This window comes from Planococcus beigongshangi, from assembly GCF_016820495.1.
Lineage (GTDB): Bacteria > Bacillota > Bacilli > Bacillales_A > Planococcaceae > Planococcus > Planococcus beigongshangi.
The window spans coordinates 643,614-660,355 of sequence record NZ_JADHDU010000001.1 but is presented as its reverse complement, the minus strand read 5'-3'; the positions used below and the strand labels follow the sequence as shown (position 1 = coordinate 660,355).

Sequence of the window (16,742 nt, the reverse complement as noted above, 5' to 3'; positions counted from 1 at the left end):
ATAAATTAAATGAATAAATAAGTATAGTAACCGATATTCCGCAAAACAGCTTCGCTTTCCGGGGGGCTTTCTCCTCAAGGAGTCTTCGCTGGTTTGCTCCATATCTCTAGAGACTTCTCTAGCGCCGAAGCGGTATATTTATGCTATTCCCTTGATATGTAGTTTTAAAAAAGAAGCCTGCCGGCAAGGCAGACTTCACATCCATATTATCCATTATACAGGAGTGACCGCATGTTTTCGATACGGCAGCGGCATATCTTTTGTTTCGTAGAATGCCAGACGCTGCGACAGGACTTCACGGAGATCGGATGGCGCTACGATTTCATCGATGATGAGTTCAGAAGCCAGTTTATAGATATCGATCTCCTCTTTATACTCCTGATGTTTTTCCTGTACATATTTCAAGCGCTCTTTCGGGTCTTCGATCGCTTCGATTTTATTCGAGTAGACTGCGTTTACCGCAGCCTCCGGTCCCATGACAGCGATTTGCGCTGTCGGGAGGGCGATGCAGACGTCCGGTTCGAATGCAGGACCTGCCATGGCATATAATCCGGCACCGTACGCTTTACGGACGATGACCGAAATTTTCGGCACAGTCGCAGAGCTCATGGCTGCGATGAATTTTGCCCCGTGGCGGATGATGCCCGCCCGTTCAACTTTTGTGCCGATCATGAATCCGGGTACATCTGCAAGGAAGAGGAGCGGGATCGAGAATGCATCACAGAGAGTGATGAATTTCGCGCCTTTATCCGCAGAATCCCCGAATAATACGCCGCCTTTCACTTTCGGCTGGTTGGCAAGGATCCCGACTACCTGTCCGTCAATGCGGGCAAGTCCAGTGATCAATTCCGGTGCGAAAAGTTTTTTGATATCAAAGAACGATCCTTCATCAATCAGCTGATCGATCAATTCATACATATCAAATGGCGCATTTTGGTTTTCAGGAATGATCGCTTCCAGTGAACGCCCTGCTTTGGCAGCCTTCGCTTCAATGTTTTCCGGTTTCACAGCGAAATTAGCCGGGAAATTCGTCAAGTAGCGTCGGGCTTCTGAAATTGCTTCCTCTTCTGTTGATACAAGCACATCGCCAACACCACTTACGGTACAGTGCATGCGTGCGCCGCCCATTTCTTCAAGCGTCACTTTTTCACCGATGACTTTTTCCGCCATGCGCGGAGAGCCAAGATACATCGAAGCATTTCCTTCAACCATGATGACGATATCACAGAAGGCTGGTATGTAAGCTCCGCCTGCAGCTGATGGTCCGAATAACAGGCAGACCTGCGGCACCATGCCGGACATCCTTACTTGATTGTGGAAAATCTTCCCTGCCCCTCTGCGGTTCGGGAACATATCCAGCTGGTCTGTGATGCGTGCTCCAGCGGAATCGACCAAATACAGCATCGGAACCTGCATTTTTTCAGCCGTTTCCTGGATGCGGATGATTTTCTCCACCGTCCGTGAACCCCACGATCCGGCTTTGACAGTCGAATCGTTGGCCATGACACAAACCGTCTGGCCATTGACTTTGCCGATTGCCGTCACAACGCCATCAGCCGGAAGGCCTTCCGCTTCAACATTCGCAAAGCGGCCGTCTTCCACGTATTTTTCATCATCGAAAAGCAGTTTCAAGCGGTCGCGGACGAACAGCTTGTTGCTCTCTTTCATTTTTTCATGATATTTCGGTGCCCCACCGGCAAAGATTTTCGCCAGCTTTTCTTCGAGCCGTTCATTATACCCCATTGTTTCAGTTGTTTTGGTCATCATGCCCATCCCCTTTGCTCGTTGCTGAAATTACTCTGCCAAAGTTACCAATGTATCGCCTTCGTTAACAAAACCGCCGACTTCCACATTCACTTTCTCCACTGACCCTGAAAATTCCGCTTCGACCGGGATTTCCATTTTCATTGATTCGATCGTCAAAATTGCCTGGCCCGCTGAAACTGCGTCGCCTTCCCCTACCATTACATTCAATACTGTTCCTGCCATTGTCGCTTTAAGTTCTTTCATACTGTTTTCTCCTCCTTTGATTTTTCCATCCATTTCGGCAATACAGCTGTCGCATATTCCCCTGAGATGAATTCCTGTGATTCGATAAATTCCCTGAACAATGGAATGTTCGTTTTTACCCCGTCGATTGAAGTATGAGCAAAGAATTTCTGGGATTTTGCCAGGGCGTCGATCCGGTTGTCCCCGGTAATGATCACTTTTGAGATCATCGGGTCATAAAAAGGCGTTACGGAGTTGCCTTCCTCATAACCGGTTTCAATCCGCGCCTCTTCCCCCCATACAATTTTATCCAATTTACCGGGCGACGGGAAGAACGTTTTAGGATCTTCTGCGTAAATACGGTATTCAATCGCATGCCCTTTTGAAGTGATCGTCTCCTGCAAAGGCAACCTTCCGCCTCTCGCAACGTCGATCTGCCATTCAACCAAATCGAGTCCCGTCACTTCTTCCGTAACCGGATGCTCCACCTGCAGCCGTGTGTTCATCTCCAGGAAATAAAACTCATTTGACTGGTCAACGATGAATTCAACGGTTCCGGCGTTGCTGTATCCGACTGCCTTACCGGCACGGATGGCAGCTTCGCATAAACGCTCACGCACTTCCTGCGGCAGATGCGGAGAAGGTGATTCTTCAATCACTTTCTGATTACGGCGCTGAACGGAACAATTACGTTCGAAAAGATGCACGATATTGCCGTGGGAATCGCCGAAGATCTGGACTTCGATATGGCGTGCATCCGCGATGAACTTTTCGAGATAGACCACATCGTTGCCGAAATAAGCTTTGGCACGGTTTTTGACTGAATCGAATTGCTGACTGAGCGCTTGCTCACTTTCACAGCGCACCATTCCGATTCCGCCACCGCCTCCACTTGCTTTCAACATCAGCGGATAACCGATTTTAGCCGCTTCTTCAATCGCTTCCTCCAAGGACGCGACACCTTCTTCTGTGCCCGGAACAACCGGCACGCCTGCTTTGATCATGGCGCGGCGGGATTCGATCTTATCCCCCATCATGTCGATGATATCACTGTCCGGACCGATGAAAATAAAACCTGCTTCTTTTACTTTACGTGCAAATCCTGCATTTTCGGACAACAGCCCATAACCGGGATGGATCGCATCCACATTATGCTGTTTCGCCGCTTCAAGTATTTTATCTGCCTGTAAATAGGACTGCACAACCGGATTTGGCCCGATCAGCACAGCTTCTGTCGCTTCTTTCGCATAAGGCAGATCCCCATCTGCCTCCGAGTGGATTGCAACAGTTTCAATACCGAGGCGTTCACATGTACGGATAATGCGACGCGCAATTTCTCCCCGGTTTGCAATCAGGATTTTTTTCATATCAGAAATACCCCCTATGTTTTCTCCCTTCTATAGTCTATATGATATTTGTAAGCGATTTCAACTATTGGCTGAAAAAATTTCTGAATATACGGGCATCGGTTATTCTTTTGTATCGATCTTAGGCTGATTTATTATTGTTAATATTAATCAAAGAAAAACCTGCCACTCAGTAAGCGGCAGGTTCGGCTGATATTATTTTTTGGATTTTTCAAGGAATCTTGCTACAGCTTCATGATGGGCTTTGCTTGCCCACAACTGGGCGCAGCGCCAGATTTCAGCTTCCACACGTTCCTTAAGATTCGCCCCGTGCCATTTTCTTACTGCTATTTCCTTATAGGCACGATGCACCTCAGGAAGAACATTTTGAAATGAGGCAATAAAATCTTCAATATCTCCATCTTCACGGATAATGGCGGTCGCCCAACCGTTTTCCAGCAGTTCTTCCGCCGTATAAAGGCGGGCCTCACTGAGCATCTTCAAAGCATGGTCATGCTGAAGCGCTTCAAAAAGGTACGTGCCGCCTCCCCAGCCACTGGTGATGGCCAGTGTTCCCTGAATGAAACCCGCACGCACGTGGCTGCGGACGAGCCGGTAATCGCAGGCCGTAGCTATTTCACAGCCGCCGCCTACTGCCGTGCCATTTACAAGCGCAGCAACAGGAACCGGCAATGTTTTGATCTTATAAAGCACATCGCCCATCCGTTTCAGCATCGGATAGGCTTCGTCTTCAGTCTCAAGGGCATGAAAAACGGACAGGTCGCCGCCGGAGCAAAATGCTCTGTCACCGGCCGCTGTAATGATAACAAGCCTCGGCAGTTCAGTTGTTGCCCGTTCGACCAGCTCCTCGAAGCCGTGCATGACTTCCTCATTGATCGCATTGCGGATTTCAGGCCGGTCGATTGTAAAGGTCATGACCTCTTCTTTTGTTTCTATTGTATAAGCCATTTCAATTCACCTCGTGAGTGTGTCAGTAACCATCTTCGCTGTTTTGCTCCATATCTTCAGAGTTCATTCCAGCGCCGGAGCGGCTCAGGACCGGGTGGAGCAATAAGACGAGTGGTCTTCTCGGCTTATTGTGGGAACCTGGTCCAAAGCGACGAAGCGGTATACTGAAGTTATTTATTGAATGAGAATAATATAATAATTATGTATAGAGAAAAAGGCTATCGAGGGCCATGGCCCCTCAATAGCCTTTCAGCAGCAAATACTGTTTTATTTGCTTGCTACTACTTCTTTCCCTTTGTATGATCCACATGCTTTGCAGACGTGGTGAGCCAATTTCGATTCGCCACAGCTTGGGCAAGTTACCATGCCCGGCACGGACAATTTGAAATGCGTACGGCGTTTTCTCTTAACGGTTTTGGACGTTCTTCTGAACGGTACAGCCATTGGTGACACCTCCTTACAGTGATTCTATTCATCTGACTGATCGAAATACTTTGCTAAATCAGCAAGTCTTGGATCCGGTTTTGGTTGTGCTTCTTCTTTCTCCGCCTGAACTTCTTCGTCTGTCGAATATGACCATTCTTCGCCGCCTTTGATGACGGCTTGATCGGCATCTTCCTTGAAGACCTGCATCGGTATTTCCAGAAGGATAAGTTCTTCGAGGACTGGCTGGAAATCAATCGTTTCCGTTTCGACTCTGTGAACGTTATCATCTTTATCTCCAAGGCCATGTTCTGACCAAGTGAAGATTTCCACCGATTCAATGTCTATCGGGAACTCGACATCTTCCCAAGTCCGTGCGCAAGGTAATATTAACATACCTTTGAGCTGAAGCTGGCACGTGAGTTGCTGCGAACCAATAGTACAATGTCCTGTGACGTGGATGGGTGAGACTTCGCGAATATCGCTATTGCGTTTTTTCACATCTTCAAGATTGACCATCTGGTCGATCTTCATCCCGTCTCTGCGATGCTTTTGAAGCTGTTGAATCGCTATTTTCATAAGTAATCACCTCAAGACAACAAAGTTGATTATATAATGAGCAGAAAAAGATGTCAAGAAAAAATCTTGTCACACGATTCCCAACATCGTTATACTTAGACTTAAGTTTACCAAAGGAGCTGTACGAATGAAAGCTGCAGGCATCGTAGTCGAATATAACCCATTTCACAACGGACATCTACACCATACCCGGAGTGCCAAAGAAAGTTCAGGCGCCGATACCATTATCGCTGTCATGAGCGGGCAGTTTCTCCAGCGGGGGGAGCCGGCATTCGCCGATAAATGGAAACGCACTGAAATGGCTTTAGCCGGCGGCGTCGACATCGTCCTTGAATTGCCGTACGTTTATGCCACTGCCCAGGCATCTGATTTCGCAAAAGGCGCGATTGCTCTGCTCGACGCGATCGGGTGCGAATCGTTCTGTTTCGGCAGTGAACAGGGAGCCATCGAACCTTTTCTGAATACACGGCAGCTGCTGGTGGCCAAAAACGAGCTCTACCAGCACGCTATCCGCGAAGCCGTCCAATCCGGCATAAGTTATCCCAAAGCACTGAACAGCGCTTACCAGGCGCTTACAGGAGGGCTGGAGGGCTATGCAGACCTCACCCAACCGAATAATATATTAGGCTATCATTATATGGAAGCAGCCGACCGGATTTCATCGTCCATGCAGCCGCTCACCATCCAGCGCATCGGCTCAGGCTATCACGACCCGATTACGGAAGGTTTGTCGATTGCCAGCGCCACCGGCATAAGGAAAGCCTTTTTTGAAGGTGGTTCCCTTGACGGATTGTCCTCCTACCTTCCGGCTTCGTCAATGAAGGCACTGACAGATTTTAAAGATCAATATGGCGGTTTCGGCAGCTGGGAAACTTTCTATCCGATGCTGCGATTCATCATATTGCGCGATCGTCCAGAAAGGCTCCGTCAATTCGCAGAAGTGACAGAAGGAATTGAAAATCTGATTTTCGAAGCGGCCGCCAAAGAACAGGATTTCGAACCATTTCTTGCCCGCATCAAATCCAAGCGATTTACCCGCACCCGCATTCAGCGTATGCTGACCCACATTTTCACCGGCTTTACATGGCAGCAGTTAAAATCGTTTGATCAGCCTACCTATCTCCGCCTGCTTGGCATGACAGACAAGGGCCGCAGTTACTTGAATGCACAAAAAAAGAATATCAGCCTGCCCGTCATCAGCCGCGCAGCAGATTTGGCGGACAACATGGGCAAACTTGATATTCACGCAAGCAATCTATACCTACTGGGTCTCGGCGCGCATAATCTTAAAAAAGAATTTACGACTCCCCCGATTTATTTTTGCGGAAGACCTTCCAGATAATCAAGCGCATCCTGCAGTGTTTTTACCGGCACGATTTCCATATCCGTGCCGATTTTTTCTGCAGTCTGGACCGCCAGTCCATAATTGCTCTCCGCATTATCTGCCTCTCCGTCGTAAGGAGCAAAGAAAATATCCATATCATCTTTATCCGCCGCCATCACTTTCTGGTCGATACCGCCAATACGCCCAACTTCCCCTTCACTTTCCATCGTACCCGTACCGGCTATGTCATAGCCTTTTGAGAGATCTTCCTCCAGCAGCTGGTTGATGATTTCCAGCGTGAACATCAGTCCCGCTGAAGGACCGCCAATCTGTTCCGAATCAATCGTCACTTCAGGCTCTGTGGTAATTTTCCTGTCTTCCACGAATGAGATACCAAGCCCAACCCGCTCCGGATCAGACGGAAGCGGCTGAAGGGCGATCGTCTCGATCATTTCCCTTTCTTTCCGTTCAATAACCAACTCCACTGCGTCCCCATTTTGTTTGCCGGAAAGATAATCGATGAAATTCTGCTGGGTCTCGAATTTATTGCCATCGATCGACAGCACACGGTCACCGGGAGACAAAATGCCATCTGCAGCCCCGCCTTCCAGCACATTCAGGACGAATACACCGGCCGTTTCAATGTCATAAGGCAGCTCCGCCGTTTCGAAAGCCGCTTTCAGTGCGTTGATCTGCGAATCTGACATCAATTTCAGCTGACGGACGTTATACTCTTCATCCGTTTCGTGGGGACTGCGCACTTGTTCAGGCCGCAGCACCTTATAGCCGTCCTTGAACTGGGCATATAAATAGATTGCAGGGGTGGCGTTCAGCATCGACACAGTCATCAGGCTGAAGGTCCCTTCATCATCCATATCCCCGTTCTCGACTTCAACTAACGGAGACAGCTCATAAGCACTGCCTGGACGTGTCACATAACTGTCCATCGGAAAATAGGAAATGAATACAATGATGCCGATAAGTATGAGATAAAAGACCAATTTCTTGTTTTTCATGGACGAACCCTCGCTTATTTAAAACTGAATAACAAAAAAGCCACGCAAAACGTGACTTAATCGAATTTTTTCCTTAATGCCTTTTCAACAGCTGCAGGCACCAGTCCGGAAATATTCCCCCCGTATTTGGCTACTTCTTTGACGATGCTCGAGCTGAGGAAAGAATATTGGTTGTTCGATATCATGAAGAGCGTTTCGATATCTTCGTTAAGGAAACGGTTCATGGACGTGATCTGCATTTCGTATTCAAAATCCGATACAGCACGAAGACCACGGATGATGGCATTTGCCTCTACTTCGACTGCATAATCGATCAATAAGCCGCCAAATGAATCGACTGTGGCATTCGGAATCGAATCGGTCACTTCGGAAATCAACGCAATTCTTTCTTCTATATTAAAGAGCGGATTTTTCGAAGAATTATTCATGACCACCACTTTCACTTCATCGAAAATCTTGGATGCCCTTTTGATGATATCCAGATGCCCCATCGTTATCGGATCGAAACTTCCTGGCACTACAGCTATCTTACTCACTGGTTTCTCCCTCTTCCCCTGTATAGCGATAAATCGAAATGGAGATACCGCCGTAATTTTCATGTTTGTAGCGTTCGAAATATTTGGTCCGGTCTGCCAGCTTGACGCCTTTATCGTGTTCGCAGACAACAATCGAATCATCCGTCAGAATTCCCGTTTCTGCAGCAAAATCCATGAGACCATAAGCTTCCGCATTCTGGTAGGGCGGATCCAAAAACAGCAGACGCGCCTGAAATTCATTTTTCCTAAGGATCTTGACCGCCCGTTTTGCGTCATTACGGTAGACTTCCGCCTGTCCAGATAAGCGGGTCTTCTCCAGATTTGCGCGGATCGTTTCCACCGCTTTCCCATCCTTGTCGATAAAAACGGTCTTGTCGATGCCCCGGCTCAATGCTTCGATGCCGAGACCGCCGCTTCCGGCAAACAGGTCAAGTGCATTGCCCCCGTCGAAAAATGGGCCGATCATATTGAATACGGATTCTTTCACTTTATCTGTCGTCGGTCTTGTAGAGTCACCGGGAACCGCTTTTAACGGCAACCCTTTGGCTTTCCCTGCCACTACGCGCATATTCATGCCTCCCAGTGATATATTTTATTGATGCAATCCACCCTTTAAATGGTAGAATGGTTACTGGAAAGGACGTGTTAAAATGATCCAGCGATTTGTAGAGCTTGGAGAAGGTTACGGAGACATTTATGAACTCCGCGAGTTGATGAATTCCAACCGCAGCCGTTTTATGCACGGTTTTGTATTCACTTCTAAAGACATGGATGGAAAACCTGTATTATCGGTAGCAGCTGCCTTCAAACCAGCAGCAGAAGGCAATTTCATGCCTATTTACATATGCCGTGAAGGCATACCGGCGGACTCGAAACGCCTGGCGTTATTCGAATCGGCGGTCGAGGAGCTTGGAGCTGTGGCCATCCATATGGACGTCAAGCATTCAAGCGTCTATGCCGACCGGAAATTCTATTTCAGCCACCTGATCTCGGTCCTGCGCCTTAATCACTATATCCCACCGATGCAATGATCAAAGACCGATTTTATAATCGTATTCTTTGGCTTTATCGGGTTTGGCGTTTTCATATTCCGTCTTGATGAAAGGCCGCTGGGATTCCAGCACTTGTTTGACATAAGGCAATTTCAGTAATTTGGCTTTCGTCGTTTCGATAACATCCTGGTCCATATATAGCACAACATATTTCAATTTCCTCGAAATGAAATGAACATGTCCATATTTACGCAATGATTTTGCCTGTTTCAAATGATGCACATAGACAATGAGTCCCTGGCGATCATGCATAGCCATCCCTCTTTTCTTAGCTTCTAGAATACCATAGGAAAGAAAAGAGCCGCAACCGCGATTATGGGAACTTACAGCCATCACAGAACAATTAACTGACAATGCATTTTAAAATCCGATATAATGACTTTAGCGTTACTATACAAGGGGGTTACACAGCCATGGGTAAAAAAACGAAAATCGGTATAGCGGCGGCGGCAGTCGGCGCAGCTGCCTGGGCAGGATCGAAAGCTTTGGCAACAGCGCAGCCTCGCCAGAAGAAAGTTGCAATTGAATATGATCGCCCGGTTATCCTTGCACATCGCGGCGCTTCCGCTCTTGCGCCTGAAAATACAATGGCGGCATTCAAGATGGCCGAATCCTTCGGGGTTGATGGATTTGAAATTGATATCCGCCTGACAAGCGACGAAGAGTTGATCGTCTTCCATGATGAATTTATCGATCGGACAACGGACGGAGCCGGAAAAGTAGCGGATTATTCGCTTGATAAGCTTCGTACATTCGACCTCGGCTATCATTTTACAGACCTTGAAGGAAAAAATTCCTATCGGGGCAAAAATGAGAAAGTAGTCAGCCTGCGCGAATTACTGGAAGCCTTCCCGGAAATGTATATCAATATCGATATGAAAGATTCACCCGAGACATACGAAGGCAGCCTGATGCCTTCAAAATTATGGCGTCTGATTGAAGCCGCCGGTGCAGAAGACCGTGTCGGCGTCACCAGTTTCTTTGACGAACAGATCGACCGCTTCAACCTGTATGCACAAAACCGTGTTGCCCTGGGTGCCGGCGAAAACGAAATCCGAAAAGCATACACCGCCTTCAACAGCCAATTCGGCCATCTATATAAGCCGCGGGCAGATATGTTCCAGATTCCGCTGCGCTCGTCCGTATTCAATCTTGTGTCACCCCGTTTCATCGCGTTTCTAGGCAATCTGAACGTACCAGTCCACTACTGGACGATCGATGATCCTGAATTGATGCGCACGTTGATCGGAGCCGGTGCAAAAGGCATCATTACGAACCGTCCTGATCTTGCAGCTGAAGCAATAAAAGAAGGAAAATAAATATATACTTTGAACTGACAATTTTTAGTAGTCGATATTCCGCAAAACTGCTCGCTTGCCGGGGGCGTCTTCGCTGTTTTACTCCATATCTAGAGAGTTTTCTCTAGCTGAAGGCGCGGCTCAGGAGCAGGCGAATGCCGACCGGGCAATAAGACGAGTGTTCTTCTCGGCTTATCGTGGGAGGCAAGGTACGCCAAACGCAGGTGGCGTCGCCTTTGCGACGAGCGTAGCGGTGGAGCATAATCTTTGCACCGTCCAAAGCGCCGAAGCGGCATATTTATTGGATTCTTTAATTCAACCTATATAGAAACAAAAAAAGACGGAGAAAAAGCAAAGTGCTTTTTCTCCGTCTTTTTCTTTTAGGCTGAGCAGGAACAGCCGCCGCCTGTTCCACAGCTTCCACCACAGGAGGAATCTGAAGAAAAGAAAGGATTGCTTGAAGGGATCTTGACTGCTTCTGAGACGGAACGGCCAATGATGAAGCTAACCTGATCGATCAGGTCCTGCATTTCATTTTCCGCAAGCCTCAGTTCAGCAACCTGCTCATTCAGATCCAGATTCCGTTTGTCGACACGGATCCTTTTCATCACTTCTTTATAATCAGGGTGATACTTGCCGAAGCGCTGCACCTCTTCATATAGCTCTTTCAAACGGGCGAACGCTGCAATTTCGTCAGCCAGTACTTTATTATTGTAAACAGCATGGTAAGCTTGACGATATTGCTCAGCCTGCTCTGATTGTAGTATCATTCTACTTAACTCTTCAGCAGAGTCAGTAATTTGAACCCATTCGTAGGTCATTAACACATCCATTACCTCCTCAACGGTTCAATTATAACAAATTTACATCCATATTCATACATAGGAAAGGGTTGTCATCATGAAGGATTTATCAATCCAGTTCGAAAAGATCATTGAGAACGGTTCACCGGAAGATATCAGGATCCTCTCCGAGTTTCTTGAAAATCTCGAAAAGAAACAGGCCGGAGCATTCACTACTTATTTAAGCGCCGCACTTGGCATGACAAGGGAGCAGCAAAATGACACCTGGTCAGTCAGCATTCCCAATACCCCGTTCATCCATAACACGATCGACATCCCTCATGGAGGCATTCTCGCCGTACTCCTTGATACCGCAATGGGGACGCTCGCTAACAGTAAATGCCCCGAAGGTTTTGGCGCAGTGACCACCAATCTGGCAATCCATTACCTGACTGTTGCCACAGAAGAAACCATCAAGGCCGAGGCAAGAATCATTCGGCAGGGCCGTCATACGATGGTAATCGAAGGCAATATTTTCGAATCAGGGGGCAAGCATATCGCTACTTCCACCGGTTCATTTTTCATCGTCCCGAAAGCATGACCCCCGCTAATTTTTTTCGGCCTGTGCCGGTTTTTGGCGTAAAAAGCTCTGTGTATAATATTTCCCGAAAACGCCGACTCCCAGCTGGTTGAACCGGCTGGAATAGAACGTATCCCGGTGCTCATCGGAATTGACCCAGCCATTGACAGCTTCAGCTGCGTCAAAATATTGTGAAGCCGTATTTTCTGCGGCTTCCTCGTAGACGATCCGGGAAGATTCCAGCCGTTCTTCCAGGCTTTCAGGTTCGCTGTTATCAGTCTCAAATTGTTGGCGTGCCACATTGCGGCTGTGTTTCTGCGCAATCATGCCGACTGATGGATTGACACTTAAGGGCAACCGCTGATGATGCAGGCGATAGACATTCGTCAAATCGATCACCTGCTGCGCATTGGCCTTATCGATGGAAGCCTGCAGTGCGGATGACGGTGTAATCGGAACCAGCAAATCACCGGCATACATCATATCGTACGGTTGGTGGCGCACTAATGTTTCTGCATCCATGAAGCGGACAGCTTCCAATATGCCATCTTTCGAGTCCATATACAGCTGGGCATAGATATCTTCGAAACGGACCAATAGACGCGTTTCACGGTCTTCTCCGCTTAGATTGAAAGTATAGATATTATTTCCAAGTTTTGCTGTGATTTCGTTGTCTATGATAGTAAATCGATACAGCTCGTCTGCCGGCTGGCCGATTGTATACGGTGCTGCATCCGTAGCAGTGCCTGCTGTATAGACTTGTACGATTTTCTGATCTTTTACGCCGACCATCTTATAATTGGAATAGGACTGATTATAAATCCACCATTCATATCCGAATGCTGAAGGTTCGATGCGTGCGGGTTGGCCGTAATCATCGATCCAGTCCTGGGAGGGCCCGCCTATATAGACAGATACACCTTCTGCCGGACGTTCAACTTCCAGTGGTTTTTCTATGATTTGCTCAGCAGGCAATGGGTCTGCTTTACGTGGAGCTTCCAGAATATCATTCTCATTGATCGATGAATCAAAATAAAAGAATGTAATGAGGATAATGGAAAGAAAAATCATAATCCGCATTAAGTTCTTCAATCGTATCCCCCTCTTTCTCTCTTTTTATCAATTATAACAGCCGCCTCTATACTGACACAATCTAGCCATTGCAACAAGCGGGAATTTCATCTATTATTAAAGGAGCATTGAGTCAGTTTTTTAGATAGAGGAGGAGATCCTATGTATTTTGAAAATACAGGACTTGAGGACATTCGAGTAGACTTTACTTTACTCCAAGACATTATGGCTAAACACGGAATGACCAAAGAAGGGCAATGGGATTACGAGCGTGTAACATTCGACCGTAAATTCGATGTCCGTGAAGGCCGCTTTTACTTGCGCGTTTTCGCTTATGCAGTCGAAGGCGACATCGATGCGGGCGACGCAACGGTAATCGTCAAGAAGCCGGTTATCGGTAAATACTATTATCCATTCGGCGTTGAATACGGCGAAGATGAGCATTTCCCGGAACACCTTCTGAAAACTTGCGCTGATATTTTAGCGACGATCAAATCCGAAATAAAAGCATTTGAAATTCAAGTCTAGAATAGCAGTCACGCCCGTTCCGGGCAGGGAGCTTCTGGACACATGAAAAACCCGCAGTTCAATTATGAACTGCGGATTTTTTTAAACTTTATCTTTATTTACTTCTACTGATATAATAATTATAAAAAGATTTAGGGAGGTTCATTGTGATAAAGTGGTGGAATAAAAAAACTTTTACAATCATACTTGTTATCGCGTTAATAGTACTTGTCTCCATCTATATAATTCCGATCGTGATTCCACTGATCCTGGCTTTACTTACAGCCATTTTCCTTGAACCTTTTGTCGACTTTTTGAAAAAGCGATTTAAATGGCAGCGAAAATCTGCAGTCATAACAGCTTTTATCGTCTTTATGCTGCTCATTTCCGGACTCCTGTATTGGACGGTCACTTATCTAATCGGAAGAATAATCCAATTTTCTCAAAACATGCCCGAATACATAAATGGTTTAACTGCAATCTGGGAAGAAATACAAGCTTTCTTCCTGCGCTCATCCGAAGATATGCCAGTCGAAGTGATTACTTCTTTTGAAAGCGAATTAGCCCTTTTTCTTGAAGAAGTCCGGGATTGGATTCTATCCATCATCAATTATGACACCATCACAAATCTGTTGACTGGCATCCCTTCTTTCCTTGTCAGCTTCATCGTTTTTCTGATAGCCCTATTCCTTTTCATGCTGGACCTCGATGATCTGAAAAGAATTCTTTTCAGTATGCTAAAGGATTCTACAGCGGAGAAAGTACGATTCATGGCATCCAGGCTTAATAATGTCATTTTCGGTTTTTTGAAGGCACAGTTCCTTGTGAGTGTCATCATTTTCCTTGTGTCATTTGTAGCACTGCTGTTTATCGCGCCGGAAGTGGCAATTGTCATGTCCCTGCTCATCTGGGTCATCGATTTCATTCCGATTTTAGGCTCCATCATCGTTCTGACGCCTTGGTTCATCTATGAATTCATCTCCGGCGATATTGCGCAGGGCACACAACTTGTCATACTGGCACTCGTGCTTCTGATCATCCGCCGTACGGTTGAACCGAAAGTGATGGGCTCGCATATCGGCCTTTCCCCTCTCGCCACTTTGATCGCCATGTTCATCGGCTTGCAGCTGATCGGATTCCTTGGATTCTTTATCGGTCCGCTGATCGTTATCCTGTTCACTTCTGCCCGCGAAGCAGGCATTATCAAAATCGACTTTAAGATATGACAGCCAAATGACAGCAAAAAAGGAGAACCCCAGATGGGTTCTCCTTTTTAATTGCCCAATATTGCTTTGAAAACGGACGTCGTAGGTCCGCCTTGGTAAATCACATATAAGAGCAGGTATACCATTACACCGGTGATAGCGGTAAAGAACCAGATCACACTTGTGTATGGACCGATTTTACGGTGTTTATCCAAGCGGTTCTTCAATCCAAGCCAGATGGTCAGGAGCCCCATAACACCGCCCGTTGTCGCAAGGGTTATATGGAATATCAGGAAGATCGTATAAAAGATCTTGTATTCCTCCGGCCCGCCGAACGCGGTATTTCCTACAAATATGGTGCGTGAAGCGTAGATGATGAAAAAGGTCAGGGCTGACGCACCCGCCAATAACATCACCTTTTTATGCGCCTCGATTTTACGCTGCCGGATCAGATTCCAGCCGATTGCTACGAAGATAGCACTTAATACGATAAAGAACGTACTGATTGTTGGCAATAACGGTAAATCCATTTTATACAATCCCCTTTAATCCCGATTCAACGGTCAGTAAGACTCCGGCTGAAATAAAGATAGTCACATCTTTTATCCGTTATGCCGGTGATAAGCCATATCTTTTCTATCCTGCATAACTTTTGCAGTGATTTCATCTGCGTTTTCGTTTTCATTGCGGAGCCATTCATAGAACACCAGCCAAATGAATACGGAGAACACCAATTCCTGCAAAATCTTCATCGTGATTCCACCGGTACGCTGATCCTCGACCAGCGACATCGATGAAAACATTTCTGGACCTGATAATGTCAGCTGAGCAAGCGTTCCAGCCGGAACACATAACGCCATCGCCTGCTGCCATGCAGCCGAGTCCGTATATGTCTGATAAAATGCCGAATCGCTGAAAATGATAAGTGCACATGCTGGTGTCATCAGCACACTCAAGGCAAACAGATATCCCAGTTTCTTCAGGCCATGGAATTTATGCATGCCCTCCAGTTTATTGACCAATGGCCACCAATAGAAAATTGCTGCGATGAACAAGGTCGTACTCATTGCAGTATGCAGCCATATATCCTGTTTCACAAAATCGAACACCATCGGTAAATGGTAGAAGGAGAATGCCAGACCGAACAGGATCAATGCGAGCATCGGTTTAGTGAAAAACAGGAAGAGCGGCCGAACGACTGGCAGGTCGATAATCCATCTCCACAGCCATGTTGGAATACCCATGATCAGCAGTGGCGGAACTAATAACAGAAGGAACGCCATCTGCACCATGTGCATCGTGAACATGATATGTCCCAAAAGATCGACTGGTGATCCTTTGATGATATATAACAACGCCATTCCGGAAACGAACAGCAAAGCTTCTTTCTTTTGTAAAGGTTCACTGTCTTTAAATTTCCCTCTCCATTTGGTCGTTACCCAAAAATAAAAAAGAGTGATCAAGACAACGGCTCCCAAGAAATACGGACTCCACAAAGCCTGAAATCCGAAAATGCTGATTGGCATGGCAACCATACCTCCTTTTCCTCAAGTACCCCCATTATATAGCGTGAGCGCCTTCATATCAATGAACGAATCATGACAATTGATTGTGGCACTGAATTTTACTCCCACAAGTATCCAAGTGTTTTCATTTATGCTCTGATTTGTAAAGTCCTAAAATGGAAAAAAGCCCCTTTCACAAAATGTGAAGGGGCTTTTTGCTGTCTGTTTACCACCAAACGATTGTGACAAGTGCCAGAACCGTGATGAAAGCGACGAATATTCCACTGAACATGAAGAATGCTACCATGCCGTGGCCTTTATTGCTCAAGTGCATGAAATGATAAAGCTGAAGTACTACCTGAACTCCGGCCAACAAAAGGATGATTGGAACAATCAGGTAAGTGGAGAATCCGGCTGCGACCATCGTAAAAGCAATCAGAGTCAAGAAAATCATGATTGCGAATGAAGTCAATTGATGGCGCATTTCTGCGGATCTTTTTCTCTTCAGAAAATCGTGCTCTGCATGTGATCTGATTTTTTCAGTCGTATCGTGTGCCATA

21 protein-coding genes are annotated in these 16,742 nt (G+C 46.6%); 6 read left to right on the top strand and 15 right to left on the bottom strand.

The window, feature by feature from the left end; genetic code table 11:
- Positions 1-213: 213 nt before the first annotated feature.
- The 6 genes from IQ294_RS03080 to IQ294_RS03055 form a co-directional block, all read right to left on the bottom strand.
- The gene (locus IQ294_RS03080) at positions 214-1,764 is read right to left on the bottom strand and encodes an acyl-CoA carboxylase subunit beta (protein ID WP_203332537.1); all 1,551 of its coding nucleotides are present in this window, start codon (positions 1,762-1,764) and stop codon (positions 214-216) included.
- Between the two features lie 30 nt (positions 1,765-1,794).
- Positions 1,795-2,010 (bottom strand): acyl-CoA carboxylase biotin carboxyl carrier protein subunit, encoded by a 216-nt coding sequence (locus tag IQ294_RS03075; protein WP_203332536.1) that lies wholly within the window; start codon positions 2,008-2,010, stop codon positions 1,795-1,797.
- On the bottom strand, positions 2,007-3,356 hold the full coding sequence (locus IQ294_RS03070; RefSeq protein ID WP_203332535.1) for an acetyl-CoA carboxylase biotin carboxylase subunit: 1,350 nt from the start codon (positions 3,354-3,356) through the stop codon (positions 2,007-2,009). The genes IQ294_RS03075 and IQ294_RS03070 overlap by 4 nt, the downstream gene beginning before the upstream one ends.
- Positions 3,357-3,551: 195 nt before the next feature.
- Complete coding sequence (locus tag IQ294_RS03065) at positions 3,552-4,304, bottom strand: enoyl-CoA hydratase/isomerase family protein (RefSeq protein WP_203332534.1); 753 nt, start codon at positions 4,302-4,304, stop codon at positions 3,552-3,554.
- A gap of 267 nt (positions 4,305-4,571) precedes the next feature.
- Complete coding sequence (gene rpmF, locus IQ294_RS03060) at positions 4,572-4,748, bottom strand: 50S ribosomal protein L32 (protein WP_033541041.1); 177 nt, start codon at positions 4,746-4,748, stop codon at positions 4,572-4,574.
- Positions 4,749-4,772: 24 nt separating this feature from the next.
- The gene (locus tag IQ294_RS03055) at positions 4,773-5,306 is read right to left on the bottom strand and encodes a YceD family protein (protein WP_203332533.1); all 534 of its coding nucleotides are present in this window, start codon (positions 5,304-5,306) and stop codon (positions 4,773-4,775) included.
- A 127-nt stretch (positions 5,307-5,433) separates the two neighbouring features.
- On the opposite strand from IQ294_RS03055, the gene IQ294_RS03050 reads away from it, so the two are divergent.
- A complete protein-coding gene (locus IQ294_RS03050; protein WP_203332532.1) occupies positions 5,434-6,648 on the top strand; it encodes a nucleotidyltransferase in 1,215 nt (404 codons plus the stop codon).
- On the opposite strand, the gene IQ294_RS03045 is transcribed toward IQ294_RS03050, so the two are convergent.
- Genes IQ294_RS03045 through rsmD form a run of 3 tightly spaced genes read right to left on the bottom strand, consistent with a single transcriptional unit; the run spans position 6,621 to position 8,750 of the window.
- Entirely contained in the window at positions 6,621-7,646 is a 1,026-nt protein-coding gene (locus tag IQ294_RS03045; RefSeq protein ID WP_203332531.1) for a SepM family pheromone-processing serine protease, read from the bottom strand. The genes IQ294_RS03050 and IQ294_RS03045 overlap by 28 nt on opposite strands.
- 56 nt (positions 7,647-7,702) lie before the next feature.
- Positions 7,703-8,182 (bottom strand): pantetheine-phosphate adenylyltransferase, encoded by a 480-nt coding sequence (gene coaD, locus IQ294_RS03040; protein WP_203332530.1) that lies wholly within the window; start codon positions 8,180-8,182, stop codon positions 7,703-7,705.
- Complete coding sequence (gene rsmD, locus IQ294_RS03035) at positions 8,175-8,750, bottom strand: 16S rRNA (guanine(966)-N(2))-methyltransferase RsmD (RefSeq protein ID WP_203332529.1); 576 nt, start codon at positions 8,748-8,750, stop codon at positions 8,175-8,177. The genes coaD and rsmD overlap by 8 nt, the downstream gene beginning before the upstream one ends.
- A gap of 82 nt (positions 8,751-8,832) precedes the next feature.
- On the opposite strand from rsmD, the gene IQ294_RS03030 reads away from it, so the two are divergent.
- Entirely contained in the window at positions 8,833-9,213 is a 381-nt protein-coding gene (locus IQ294_RS03030; protein ID WP_203332528.1) for a DUF7147 family protein, read from the top strand.
- Here the strand turns inward: IQ294_RS03030 and IQ294_RS03025 are convergent, their stop codons facing one another.
- On the bottom strand, positions 9,214-9,486 hold the full coding sequence (locus IQ294_RS03025; RefSeq protein WP_033541048.1) for a YlbG family protein: 273 nt from the start codon (positions 9,484-9,486) through the stop codon (positions 9,214-9,216).
- A 161-nt stretch (positions 9,487-9,647) separates the two neighbouring features.
- On the opposite strand from IQ294_RS03025, the gene IQ294_RS03020 reads away from it, so the two are divergent.
- Positions 9,648-10,553, top strand: coding sequence for a glycerophosphodiester phosphodiesterase family protein (locus IQ294_RS03020; protein ID WP_203332527.1), 906 nt, complete (start codon positions 9,648-9,650; stop codon positions 10,551-10,553).
- Positions 10,554-10,912: 359 nt separating this feature from the next.
- Here IQ294_RS03020 and IQ294_RS03015 read toward each other — a convergent pair whose 3' ends face one another.
- Positions 10,913-11,359, bottom strand: coding sequence for a YlbF family regulator (locus IQ294_RS03015; protein WP_203332746.1), 447 nt, complete (start codon positions 11,357-11,359; stop codon positions 10,913-10,915).
- Positions 11,360-11,432: 73 nt separating this feature from the next.
- Here IQ294_RS03015 and IQ294_RS03010 point away from each other — a divergent pair, with 73 nt between their 5' ends.
- Complete coding sequence (locus IQ294_RS03010; protein WP_203332526.1) at positions 11,433-11,915, top strand: PaaI family thioesterase; 483 nt, start codon at positions 11,433-11,435, stop codon at positions 11,913-11,915.
- A gap of 6 nt (positions 11,916-11,921) precedes the next feature.
- Here IQ294_RS03010 and IQ294_RS03005 read toward each other — a convergent pair whose 3' ends face one another.
- Positions 11,922-12,986, bottom strand: coding sequence for a CAP domain-containing protein (locus tag IQ294_RS03005; RefSeq protein WP_203332525.1), 1,065 nt, complete (start codon positions 12,984-12,986; stop codon positions 11,922-11,924).
- A 141-nt stretch (positions 12,987-13,127) separates the two neighbouring features.
- On the opposite strand from IQ294_RS03005, the gene IQ294_RS03000 reads away from it, so the two are divergent.
- Positions 13,128-13,493, top strand: coding sequence for a YugN family protein (locus IQ294_RS03000; RefSeq protein WP_203332524.1), 366 nt, complete (start codon positions 13,128-13,130; stop codon positions 13,491-13,493).
- A gap of 149 nt (positions 13,494-13,642) precedes the next feature.
- Positions 13,643-14,698, top strand: coding sequence for a sporulation integral membrane protein YtvI (ytvI, locus tag IQ294_RS02995; protein ID WP_203332745.1), 1,056 nt, complete (start codon positions 13,643-13,645; stop codon positions 14,696-14,698).
- A gap of 47 nt (positions 14,699-14,745) precedes the next feature.
- Here the strand turns inward: ytvI and IQ294_RS02990 are convergent, their stop codons facing one another.
- The 3 genes from IQ294_RS02990 to ctaF all read right to left on the bottom strand — a co-directional run bounded on the left by IQ294_RS02990 (position 14,746) and on the right by ctaF (position 16,741).
- The gene (locus IQ294_RS02990; protein WP_203332523.1) at positions 14,746-15,207 is read right to left on the bottom strand and encodes a DUF420 domain-containing protein; all 462 of its coding nucleotides are present in this window, start codon (positions 15,205-15,207) and stop codon (positions 14,746-14,748) included.
- Positions 15,208-15,279: 72 nt separating this feature from the next.
- Positions 15,280-16,203 carry a cytochrome c oxidase assembly factor CtaG gene (gene ctaG / locus IQ294_RS02985; RefSeq protein WP_203332522.1) on the bottom strand — a complete coding sequence of 308 codons (924 nt, stop codon included), beginning with the start codon at positions 16,201-16,203 and terminating at the stop codon, positions 15,280-15,282.
- A gap of 205 nt (positions 16,204-16,408) precedes the next feature.
- Positions 16,409-16,741, bottom strand: a complete 333-nt coding sequence (gene ctaF / locus IQ294_RS02980; RefSeq protein WP_203332521.1) for a cytochrome c oxidase subunit IVB — start codon at positions 16,739-16,741, stop codon at positions 16,409-16,411.
- Position 16,742: the final 1 nt, after the last annotated feature.